This is a genomic window from Ileibacterium valens (assembly GCF_001945525.1).
Taxonomy (GTDB): domain Bacteria; phylum Bacillota_I; class Bacilli_A; order Erysipelotrichales; family Erysipelotrichaceae; genus Ileibacterium; species Ileibacterium valens.
Genome location: NZ_MPJW01000174.1, coordinates 1 through 11,964 on the forward strand (window position 1 = coordinate 1; position 11,964 = coordinate 11,964).

At 38.1% G+C, this 11,964-nt stretch carries 7 protein-coding genes and 1 rRNA gene; 1 reads left to right on the forward strand and 7 read right to left on the reverse strand.

Annotation, left to right across the window (positions count from 1 at the left end):
- A 16S ribosomal RNA gene (locus BO222_RS08890) occupies positions 1-102 on the reverse strand; the annotation flags it as partial.
- Positions 103-836: 734 nt separating this feature from the next.
- Positions 837-2,342 (reverse strand): lipopolysaccharide biosynthesis protein, encoded by a 1,506-nt coding sequence (locus BO222_RS08895; protein ID WP_075820287.1) that lies wholly within the window; start codon positions 2,340-2,342, stop codon positions 837-839.
- Positions 2,343-2,487: 145 nt separating this feature from the next.
- Between BO222_RS08895 and BO222_RS08900 the strand changes: the two genes are divergently transcribed.
- Positions 2,488-2,778: a GIY-YIG nuclease family protein gene (locus BO222_RS08900; RefSeq protein ID WP_075820289.1), complete on the forward strand. Its 291-nt coding sequence runs from the start codon at positions 2,488-2,490 to the stop codon at positions 2,776-2,778.
- 98 nt (positions 2,779-2,876) lie between these two features.
- Here BO222_RS08900 and BO222_RS08905 read toward each other — a convergent pair whose 3' ends face one another.
- The 5 genes from BO222_RS08905 to BO222_RS08925 all read right to left on the reverse strand — a co-directional run.
- Complete coding sequence (locus BO222_RS08905; RefSeq protein WP_075820291.1) at positions 2,877-5,348, reverse strand: hypothetical protein; 2,472 nt, start codon at positions 5,346-5,348, stop codon at positions 2,877-2,879.
- Positions 5,349-5,581: 233 nt separating this feature from the next.
- Positions 5,582-7,498 carry a ribosomal protection-like ABC-F family protein gene (abc-f, locus tag BO222_RS08910; RefSeq protein WP_075820293.1) on the reverse strand — a complete coding sequence of 639 codons (1,917 nt, stop codon included), beginning with the start codon at positions 7,496-7,498 and terminating at the stop codon, positions 5,582-5,584.
- A gap of 86 nt (positions 7,499-7,584) precedes the next feature.
- Positions 7,585-9,282, reverse strand: a complete 1,698-nt coding sequence (locus BO222_RS08915) for a hypothetical protein (protein ID WP_075820295.1) — start codon at positions 9,280-9,282, stop codon at positions 7,585-7,587.
- 907 nt (positions 9,283-10,189) lie between these two features.
- Positions 10,190-11,110, reverse strand: coding sequence for an NlpC/P60 family protein (locus BO222_RS08920; protein ID WP_075820298.1), 921 nt, complete (start codon positions 11,108-11,110; stop codon positions 10,190-10,192).
- 599 nt (positions 11,111-11,709) lie between these two features.
- Positions 11,710-11,964, reverse strand: a 255-nt coding sequence (locus BO222_RS08925; protein ID WP_075817320.1) for a transposase, incomplete at its 5' end; no start/stop codon positions are given.

The window sequence follows — 11,964 nt, forward strand, 5'->3', positions numbered from 1 at the left end:
TTACTCACCCGTTCGCCACTGTATCCAAAGATACCGTTCGACTTGCATGTATTAGGCATGCCGCCAGCGTTCATCCTGAGCCAGGATCAAACTCTCCATTTGATTTGACTCAACGCTTTTGCGTTTTATTTTATTTTTTGATTGTTCAGGTTGAATTGACTTGTACTTGGTTTGTTTGTTTAACCTGTACCAATTGGTACTTGTACATACTGTCTGTAAAGTTTTCAAAGAACGAGTTATTTGTGAAGATTTATTTATCTTTCACAAGCTTGCTTATCTTACTCCCTGTCCTGATCAAAGTCAAGGCTTTTTTGTGAATTTCTTTTTGAATTTCACAATCAGAAGAAGACTTCGCTTGTGAGAAACAAGCCGTCTCTCACAAGGCTCATTAAGAATACCACTCCAACAGTCATCGGTCAACCCTTTTTGTGAATTATTTTTAAATTTTCACAAATAAGGATTTATGCCCTTAGATATAGGAGTCTGGATATTCTTAACCGCTAAAAGTTTACGGCTTTTTAAGTTTAGTTCAAACAAAAGTTTAATACAAGAACATTTTTAAAGATCATTTGCTGCTATATAGAAGACTCATCCAATCTGAATTCAGTCATAAATTCAAAATTTAGATCAAATTAGTATCGCATAAAAGATAAGTTTAGAAATCTCATTAATTTTCGTAACTTTAAATCTCTGCTGCATCATTTTTAAGTATAGCTTAAAAATGATGAGCATTTTATTTCGCTTAGCTACTTTCACCAAAGCCAGAACACGCAATAAAAAAAGCCGTTCCTATAAAACTCAGTTCAAAGGAACAGCATGAGTTGATATTGAATTCATCAGGATTTTCTGAATCTTTTGAACAGGAAATCCAGTGATTCTTTCATAGTCTGTTTATAAAAAATGAAATTCACAACCAGTACGATAATCAGGTCATAAACGCCTGCCTGAACTGCCATCAAAATCCAGCCTGCATAAGTGATCTTGGAAAGGATGAAAAATCTTGATCCAAGCAATACCAGAGTCATGATTAAAGCATCCACAAAAATATGGCGGTAAAAGATCATCTGATTTCGTTTAAGAATATTTTTTGACAGGTAATAAACCAGATAGCACGTCCGATAGACCATCGCCATCAATGTCCCTATTGCAACTCCGACTAATCCAAAGCTGTATACAAAAACAACAGAAACACCAACATTGATTAATGCTTCGAGAATTGCAGAAGCCTGTGTCTGTCTGTAATGGCCCGCAGCCAGAACCATTGTATTGTAAGGAATTCTTAAACAATAAGAGGCCTGCGCAAGAGTAATGAAGAAAGCAAAAACGGGAACGATATAATTGGCATCAGTTACATCTTTTGTATAAACACGGACAAATGGAACAATCAGGATCATGGTGACGGAAAAAACGAACGTAACCAACGTGTGAATGATCCACTCGTAAGCATCAAAGGTTTTTAACAGCTTCTGCATTTCATTTTTAGCCAGCATATTTCCAAACATAGCCTGCGTTCCATTGACCAGCGATACAATCAGCTGCTTCAATCCAGTGACAACCAGATTATAGACAGCATAAATTGAAACATTTTTTAATGTTGAAAGCAGAGTCAGGACAGCAACATCTGTGTTGGCTAAAACAACTGCGGCAATATGCTGAGCAAGTCCATTCCATTTTTGCTTGATTGGCTCTTCGGTAAGAACCAGTTTGCGGTCGATATGATACTTTCTTCTGGCAATGGCTGAAATCAATAACGGCTGCATCAGAAAGATTAAAGAAGTTGTCAGTTTAACAATTTGAATAGAAAACCCATTTTTCATCAACAGTATTCCTGCGGCGGTGTTCAGCAATAAAGCTATTGTCTGGATGGTGAACTGGATAAAACCCAACTGATCCGCATTCAGAAGAAGTCGATAAGTCATGCCAATATAATATTGAGCAAATGAACTGATCGAAATAACCGCAATCAGAAGCATCGTGTAACCGTAGCTGAAACTATCCAATGTAACCATTGGATAAAAAATCATCAAAATCACAACATATACCAATAATATATATGCGATTTTCCTGAAGAACCTTTCTGATGAAATGCAGATCCGGCTGATCTGATCACGATTATTATCTGCTAATGGTTTGTACAGAGATGACTGAACAACCGCCCCCACCCCACATTCTGCCAGAGATATGAACCCGAGAAACTGCGTAATCGATGAAACCAGTCCATTCACAGACGAACCATAGTAAGTTAAAAACATACGAGGCAAAATGAAACCACAGATCAGGGAGACGAGCTGAAAGATCAGCGAAGTTATCGAATTTAACAAAAGTTTTTTTGAACGTGTCATAATTTATCTTCTCAAAGCAAGCTTTAGCAAGATCCTTTTATACAGACAGGCAGAATACAATAATCGGATATCCATATCTGGTTATTTATCAGGATTAACTATCTTTGGGATCATCCGGCTTGCCGTCAAAATCATAATCGAAAAAATGAAAAACAAAAACCTTCTGCCGGTATTCTTTACGTATATTCTGCTTTGCAAAGATGGAAGCCTTTATACCGGTTATACAAACAATCTTCTTTTACGGCTGAAAAAACATCAGACTGGTAAAGGCGCAAAATATACGAAATCAAGAATTCCCGTTCGGCTGGTCTATTTCGAAATATTCACCGATCAACATTCAGCCATGTCCAGAGAATACGAAATCAAGCAATATTCCAGAAAACAGAAAATTGAACTGATCAGTAAAAACGGTTCTTTACCACAACATCAGCTCTAAAAAAGTCTGATCGAAATTTCAATCAGACTTTTTACTAACATAGACTGGTTCATCCGTCAAATCTTTAAAAGATTGGTCAGTCCTCAAATTTATTTTTATCAAAATCCTGCTGACTCCAATTTTCTGATCAGTGAACGCCGCCGAGGATACATCTTTTTTAGCTCATTGGCATTCTTTTGAGCTGCTTTTCCGGTCTGATCAATCGATTCGACCTTCTTCAGGCAATAAATGACATGATCATAACGGGCGCTTTCCTGAGAATGCGCCTGACTGTATGCCATTGAACTCCACAAGGCAGCTAATCTGGATGAATAATCCGCTGATAGTTCGTCCTCATACATTTCTGCCAGATATTCAATTGGATGTTCTTCTAAAAGATCCATCAGAGAATTCAAATCACCTTCAGTCTGATGAACTTTAGCCAGTTCAAACGGACTGACATTGTCTTTAGCAAACTCTTTGATTTCCATCCATTCCTGTTCGTTAATTAATTCTTTCAGGCGCAGCAGGTCATTTGATTCCGTATCTTTTGAATGCAGTACTAATTGTTTAAGAACTTTAACTTCAGTATCTGGATCGCTAATGGCTCGAGAAATCATTGCAAGCTTTCTTAATAGTTCGCCTTTAAAGGTATCTGATATTTCCTGCTCCTGATTAAGTTTCTGTTCAATCTGTGTTTTAGCTAAAGAATATTCATGATGTTCACAGGCATCTTCAATTCTTTGCATAAAAACTTCAGGCAGATTCTCATATGGTTCAAGAAATTGAGCCTTATATTCAAGGAGCTGTGGATAATTTCTGAATAAAGTAAATGACCAGTTTAAAAGACGAGTGATTTCCGGATCTGACAGATTGATCAGGTTCAGATTCTTTGTTTCTTCTTCGAGCCTTCTTTTCAGGTATTCCAATTTTCTTGAAGCAAATTCTTCTTCACAAAAATTATGAATGAGAAGGCTTTCGAGTTCTTCGCTGATAATTGTTTCTTTCTGCGCTCTTTTAATCCATTCTTCAAGCCGCAAAAATAATTCCCGTTTCTGATCCTTTTCAACCTCAGATTCAATCTGGTCAAAACCAACCGAAAACGATTTCCATAATTCCTCTTCCTGATTTTCTTCAAGCATAACCGGAAGAGAAAGAATAGCATCAATAGCATAGGAATAAAATTCCATCATTTGTTCGATGAGTTTTGCAGACTGCAGTAAATTAAGTTTTACCAACAGATTTCCAGAAAAATGATCTGCAAATTCTGCGGCTTTATGAGCTGATATTGCCCCAAAACTATTCTGATAAGAGGCAATCAGAAAATCGATCTGGGCAAAGTATGTTTCCATCAAATCTTCGGGAATCTGCTTGAGCATCTTCATTTCAAGCTGCTGCCGAAACGAAATATCGTTTCTGGCCATTGAAAATACGAACTCTCTGAGTTCTTCTTCCGGCATCTTTTCAATCAGGCCTGCCAGGCCATGTCCTGTGGCTGGACTGTAAACTGCCTGTTTTACATCATTCTTATCTTTTGGGTCCTGTGTGTTTTGTATTCGTTTTTTCAGGTCTGGTTTAGATTCATCTTGAAACATTGATGGAAAACTTTCGGTAGCAGATGCTTTGAAATCTTCTGGAAAATCAGCAGTCGTATCCTCTGAAATCGATTGATCAAAATCAGCGCCAGTATTTTCAGACTTCTGAGAGTTTCCACCCTGTTTCTTCTGATATTTTTCTTTTTCTTCATGGTCTTCATGGTCTTCAACATTTTGACTATGAGCTGCATGTTCATCTTTCAATCCTGAAGACTGATCCCTTACAGGATTAAGCGTTTCCTGCTTTTTAAAAAGATGTTGATTTTCAAAAGGATATTCTTCCTGGATCTGGTTTTCGTCAGAAAAGGCGTTTAAGCCTGATTCTGAAAAGTCATTGATCTGCCTTATGGTATCTCTGTGCTCATTTTCTGGCTTGGCTGACAAATCAAACATCTCCGACTGATCTGATTTTGTTTTCTCAAACAGGCTTCTAAGAAAATCATCCAGTGAACCTTCGGGAATCCGATGATTGGATTGATTGTTTTTTGAATCGATTGATTTGTGATCGGGCTTCGTTTCTGATTGATACAGTGAATGTTCTTTCTGAGGATCTAATGATTCTGATTTTGCTTCATCATTCAATTTCCGAAAGGGATTATCCTGAGCGAGAAAAGATTTACGATCTGAATTCAGGTTTGAAGCTCTACTCTGATTTACTGGATTCTGTTTTTTGTTCTTACTGAAATCAGGATGAGAGTATCGATTCACTATGGATTTTTCATATGGATCTGAAACCTGATCTTCCAGATTAAAAAGAAAAGCAGCTTCGTGGGGACATAAGTGATCTCCATTCGCTTCAGAGCATCCGCATTCAAGTGCCAGGACTTCACCATCATCAATCTGTGCCTGCACTGGATAGGATCTTCTGACTCTGGGATCATAAACCATTGCCTGATAAAAATCTCCTTGCTGCATATTGTCGTAGATCATTCCTGCTTCAGCAATCTTTTTTCCCAGATTCAAAGTTCTTCGATCAAAACTGTATTTCCAATCCATACCTCTATGGCTCCTTTCAAAGCTGATTGATGGTTCAATTTACATCAATCGATGTCATTTTCCTAACCAAATCTTATCTGTTTTACCTGCAGATTCCTTCTTAAGTAACCTGACCATTTTGATTCAGGAAAAATCCTTTGAATTTTTCAGTAAACATAAAAAAGGCTCTTTTGAGCCTTTGCTTAAAATTATGCATTTTTCATTCTTTGGAAGAAAACAATTGCAATAAGAGATCAGCTTTCCAAAAGCAGGCTTTTTTCTTCCCACTCTGCACTTAATCGTTCAATTTCATTTTTCTTATCATCAATCTGTTCTTCAAGTTCTTCCATTTTTCGATAGTCCTGATAATACTCTGGATTATAGCGAAGTTCCTCTAAATTTTCGAGGTCTTCATCTGCCTTTTCGAGCAGCTTTTCAAGATTAGCCACTCTGTTCTTTATACTGTTTCTCTGAGAATAACTCAGATTCTGACTGGCCGGCTCACTTTTTGAAGTGTTTTTCTTTGAAGGAGTCTTCTTTTTCAGGGCATCATCCTGAAGAGTTTCAACAAGTGTTCCTGCCTTTTTTCTTTCGGAGTATTCATTGTAATTGAGCATATACAGATGACTTTTACCCTGATCATCTATCTCAAGAATTCGATTAGCCATCTTTGAAAGAAACATTCGGTCATGACTGACAAACAGTATTGTTCCATCATATTCCTTAAGAGCATTTTCCAACGCTTCTCTTGCCGGAATATCAAGATGGTTAGTCGGTTCATCCAAAACCAGAAGATTATCATGATCCATCATCAGTTTTGCCAGAGCCAGACAGACCCGTTCTCCTCCAGAAATATCCATGGTCTGCTTAAAGACTTCTTCTCCTGTAAACAGAAACCGGGCCAGTGTACTTCGAATTTCAGTCTGAGTCGCATCCGGATTTTCATCCCAGAGCTCATCAATCACTGTTCGATTCGATTTTAATTCGGATGAATCCTGATCAAAATAACCAGTATCTACCTGGTGGCCAAAATGCCATTGCCCAGACAAGGCCGGCATTCGATCCATTAATGTTTTCAGCAGGGTTGATTTACCAATTCCGTTGGGTCCGACAATCGCCAGGCGATCCCCTCTCATCAGCTGAAAGGAAACCTTTGTCAAAGGACGTTCCTTTGAATAGCCTACCTCAATCTGATCTACTTCAAGAACCCGCTCTCCACCTTTTCTCGCGCTTGAAAACGATGCGTTTAAGCGGCTTTGATCCGATTTCACATCTTCAATGCGATCCATACGCTGAAGATATTTTATCTTGGACTGGGCAAAAGCGGCCTTCGAACTTTTATAGCGGAATTTTTCAATTAACGACTCAAGCCGATCAATTTCCTTTTGCTGGCGGATATAAGCTTCATGATTTTTAGCCAGAAATTCTTCTTTCGCGCTTAAATAATGCGTATAACTTCCTGGATAACGAGTCGTCTTTCCAAACTCAAGCTCTACAATTTCTGTCGCTGTGTGTTCAAGAAACATTCGGTCATGACTGACCAGAATCACCGCTTTAGGATAACGGGAAATATATCCTTCAAGCCATTCGATCGCCTTAACATCCAAATGGTTTGTCGGTTCATCTAAAAGCAGAAGATCCGGTTTGGATAGAAGTAGCTTAACAAGGGCAATCCTCGTTCTCTGACCACTTGAAAATTCAGAAATTTTCTTTTTGAGCTCTCTTTCTTCAAAACCGGAGTTCATGAAGACTGATCGCAGCTCATGTTCATAGTCGTATCCACCACGGCTTTCGAACTCATTTTGCAACCGTTCATATCGATCCAGCTGCTGCTCAGAAGAATCGACTGCTAAAAGCGCAGCCTGCTCTTCAAGCTTTTTTTCAAGACTGATCACATCTCTGAATTCATCAAGCAATTCTTCATAAACGGTACGATCTTCACTTGAAAAGGCTATCTGAGCAAGATAACCCACTCTGAGCGAATCACTCTTAAAAACATCTCCTTGATCCGGCTCTTCTTCCGAAGTGATCATTTTCAGTAAGGTTGTCTTACCGGAGCCATTTCGTCCGACAAGTGCTATTTTTTCATTGGAACGAACAGTCAGGGTCGCTGAAGTCAGCACATCCTGCGCTCCAAAAGATTTTGAAATATTCGACAGCTGCAGCAGCATCTTAAATCTCCTTTCCTGATTGTTCACAATCTAAATTTATTCAACCGATGCATAATCCAAATATCCAGATGGATTAAAAATCAGATTCATTGTTCAGTTGATTCCTGAGTTTGAGGAATATTGAAATATTCAATAATCCCCTGAGCAATGGACTTAGCCATCAGATCCCGGTTCTGAACGAAATAAGCCTGGGACGATGGAGAGTCCGTTGAAGCATACAAAAACTCAATTCCATACATTCCTGGATTGGTTGAGAAATTCGCATTATTCTCCGTACCTGCACTCAATCCGGCATAAGTTACTTTTCCGCCAGTTTCACGTAACTGCGGATACAGTGTATATGGAAGAACTTCGTAATCCGCACTGACCTGATAGGTATCATAGGCGACTCCATAATCCAGACGATCAGGCGCATCAGGAATATATTGAAGCTCGATCCCATTTTCCATCAGACAATGAGATATGGAATTGGCTAAAAATCCATTCGAGAAAGGAGATGTCAATATATATGGAAGCGGATTGTCCGATTCATCCATGCCCAGTCCAAGGAATACCTTTGCCTGCTTGGTATACCCTTTTCCGACTCGCGAATTGACTCCATAGTAGCTGACTGGCTCATCTTTATCCCGACTGATTTCGACACGAAGACCAGCTTCTTCTAGATAAAGCTGAATCTGTTTGGCAAATTCATAGCTTTGTTCAGCTTCATTAAATCCTTCTGAAATGTAACCTTCTTCGACCATGGAACTGAGTTCATATTTCAGCAGACCCGATGGATCGATCATCACGTCAATTATCTTCACTTTTGGAAGTGAAGAAGTGACTGTCAGATAAAGATAATTCTCATCTGTTTCTATTCCGAACTTCTTAAGCGTTTCTTTTGAAGCATCCATATTTACCGTGCTGACTGTTTTATCACGTCGAATTGTAGTAAAAGGATCGGCATGAAATTCGTCTGCCATCTTTACACGTTTGGGTGTAAATCCATCATAAACATAAACTTCATAAACGCCGGCATCAAGCTCTCCTAACGGAATGCCGCTGTCTGCCGCTCCGGCAAAAGTATATGTCAGTTGATCGCCAGTTTCGATATTTCGAAGTAAAACATTTCTTCCATATAAATCATCCCGGATTCCATTCTGATATCGACTGTTATAAAGACTGAGCGTTTCTCCATATAACGTATAATCGGAAATCTGGTAGGTGTCCGCAAAAGTCGATTGAAGTTCCACTCCGAGAGAATCTTTTGAGAGATTATCCAGATATGTCAGCGAAAGACGATCAATTGGAGTGGGTCTGGAAAAAAAGAGATAAAACCCAAGGCATAAAAAGCCAATCACAGATACGACTAAAATCCAGCCTTTATATGTCAGTCTGAACGGAAGCTTTCGTTTTTTCTTTTTTGATGGCTTCTCTTCGTTATTTTTACTGACACGTGATAATTGTTCTCTAAACATGAGAATCTTTGTGGTGATATTCTCCGTAATTGAATCCGTCTGATGACTTGAATTCGATGAACTTTTCTTTTTGGTTTGATTCAGATCCGCGCTGATACTTCCGGGTCTGGCATTCGAAATTCTTTCTGAACGTTTTAATTTGTGCGTTTTATCATTTCTATTCGTAAACTCATCCAGAATCTTGTTATTTACGATCTCATCAGTAGATTGCGGCTTTGTATCATTTACGGAATCATTTTCACTTGTTGATACTTTTTTAGCTGCAGAGTCTGATTCTTTATCAGTTTTGTTGGAAGGTTCAGACCCTTCATATTCAAATTCTCGCATGAGATCACTCTATCAAAAAGAGCTTAAAAACACATCCTTTCATCAATTCCTCCCAAGATAAAACATTGGATTTTTACAGAGTTTCCAGAAGATCCCCTTTACCAGTGTTTAATGAGGATGAATTTTGTTTATTAATTCTTTATTAAGAAGCTCATTTTGAGTTAATAAGACTCACCACTCTGAAAACAGGAAAAAGGCCTCTGTGACGCCATACACAGAAGCCTTTTCCCTGTTGTAATATTTGAAAGAGGAAAATTTAAGAAAAGAAATCTGAAAACCAACTGTAAGAATTGCTGCACTTTCCTTAGTTGAACTTTTGTTCTCTTTTCTGATTCAAATATATCACATGATCAATCCGATCCATTCTCAGGAACACTAACAATCCAGAACAACCAAATTTAACCCGAAAAACAGCTCAATTTCGTTCACTTTCTTTTTTCAAAGCCTATTTCTTATATTTTTTCAGGTCAAATCAGTTCATCTTTCAATAAACAAAAAAAATTAGCCAGACCGGGCAGGCCTGACTTTAAAAAAATATGCAAAATAAAAACCCGGTTGCTGCCCCGGGTTTTTACTAGAGAAAAAAGAAAGGAAAAATTATTATTTGTGTTAAGGAAATCTGCTGCTTGACTTCCTGGATTCATAATACCAGATTGATTTAAAAAGTCTACTCAAAATGCAAATATTTTTTATAAAATCTTTATATCTTAATTTAGATTCTTTATACCAATGGATCTTCTTGGCAATTCTTCAGTTCACATTCGAATTCTGATTTTCTTAACAGAATATCAAAACATAAAAAAAAAGGGCTTTGGAGCCCCAGATGTATTTGCTTTCTGTTTTCAATCGTAATTATTAATCATGAACCTTCCTTAGTTCTCAATGAGTTCTACATATAAATCGTAGTTTACGGAAGAGTAGGATGAACAAAGGCGATGAATGGATTTGTACATTCCACAGTCCAGATTTTTGTCTGATTCCCCATGAATCCACCATGCACAGCTTTACCATCTCCGATATAAATTGCAACATGGCCGGAATAAACGATGATATCTCCTGGTACAGGATTATTCGTGGTAGGTCCTAAAGAAAGGTATTCTTCTGGCCAGCCATGAAAATTGATTCCCACTGCCCGAAGTGAATTCGTTACCAGCATGGTACAGTCCTGCATGACTCCTACCTGAGCAAGAGCTGCATCTGCAATCTTCTGATAGGCGGATTTATTTGGAGTTCCTACGCCGTCCTGACCATAATCATATCCATTCTTGCTGGAGTTTGTGAGCATCACTCCCTGCTCATCAAACGCATATCGTTTTCCATTAATTGTTTTTTCAGCGTTTTTGACCGCTGCACCATTTTCTTCATAGTACTTTTTCTGACCATTTTCAGTTTTCCAGCCAGTAATCAGTTCTCCATCTTCCTGCAGATAATAGCTTTTGCCATCCAGATCAATTTTTCCATTAAGCATTTCGCCATTCTGTCTGGAGAAGTAGTAAGTAGATCCGTTTACTTCAACAAATCCGCTTGCCATTGTTCCATCATTATTAAAAAAGTATTTTTTTCCGTTTTCTTCTTTAAGTCCGGTTTCCTTTTCCCCAAACTGATTCAGGTAATAAGTCTTATCGCCTTCTTTGACGATTCCGGTTTTTGAGCTCAGATCATTATTTTCAGTTTTGTTCTTTTCGCTTAAGCCGGAAACATAACTTCCAGCGGCTGTTTTCTGAGCATTGTCAGTTTTTTCTGCAGCCATTACAGGCGCAGCATTCAGGAAGGATACAGCACATGTTAAAGCGGCGATTGAAAGTCTAGCACGTTTTGTCATTTTCATTTTTTGTTCCTCCTTGTTTTGACGTCGTTGAGCTTATCAAAGCAAAACAGGAAAAACAAACTGTTCATTCGATTTTCTTAAGAAATTCTTAAGAAATTAAGCGAAGCTTTTTAATTGACATCCTTTATATAAAGGATATTTATCTCAATCAAGGGTTTCTGTGTGATTTTCGTGATTTAATTTAAAATCCAATTCTGTTCATGAATCGTAAACATAATTTATCGATTTTTGCAGTCTTATATTTCAACTCTGTTTCTTTACCGCGGTACCTCCTTTAAATAAAGCACCACGATTTACCCTCCATTCTCTTATTGTTTTTAATCGGTAAACAGATCTGAAATCGCTTACTCAGACAAGTTCTAACTTTAAAAATATTGACAATATCCTAGATTTTTTCAATCCATTTCTAATAAATCACTCTGTAACGTTTTAAAGGGGCTGTTAAATTTCGACTGATTTTTCATCAGCGAGATTTACAGCCCCTTTTTCTATGCTTTTTATCTGATTCAATCCTGTTTTATGATGTGTTTTTCCGCTCAAGTCAATTTTTGAACGCACTGAAAAGAGCCAAAAATCAAAAAGACTGTTTATAATCTTTTTCAGATTTCGCTTTTCTGCTCCTTTAATTTTCCATAACGTTCGAGTTCTGGGCAACTCATCCGATTTCTGTTGTTTAATTTTCTGATATTGTGTCCCATGGCCACAATAAGCACCTCAAATTTTACGTTTTCCAGTCCCCGGCGTCTCAATCGGCTGTATCTGTAGTTTTCTTTAAGATCTCCGAAGGTTCCTTCCGCCTGAATGCTCCGGCTGACCATAATCTCATGTCCTGCATCTGAAGACATGTTCTCTCG

Bases quoted from the DNA above. Each gene is read 5' to 3' on its own strand.
- BO222_RS08895 (WP_075820287.1), bottom strand. From the start codon at position 2,342: ATGACACGTTCAAAAAAACTTTTGTTAAATTCGATAACTTCGCTGATC.
- BO222_RS08900 (WP_075820289.1), top strand. From the start codon at position 2,488: ATGAAAAACAAAAACCTTCTGCCGGTATTCTTTACGTATATTCTGCTT.
- BO222_RS08905 (WP_075820291.1), bottom strand. From the start codon at position 5,348: ATGGATTGGAAATACAGTTTTGATCGAAGAACTTTGAATCTGGGAAAA.
- abc-f (WP_075820293.1), bottom strand. From the start codon at position 7,498: ATGCTGCTGCAGCTGTCGAATATTTCAAAATCTTTTGGAGCGCAGGAT.
- BO222_RS08915 (WP_075820295.1), bottom strand. From the start codon at position 9,282: ATGCGAGAATTTGAATATGAAGGGTCTGAACCTTCCAACAAAACTGAT.
- BO222_RS08920 (WP_075820298.1), bottom strand. From the start codon at position 11,110: ATGAAAATGACAAAACGTGCTAGACTTTCAATCGCCGCTTTAACATGT.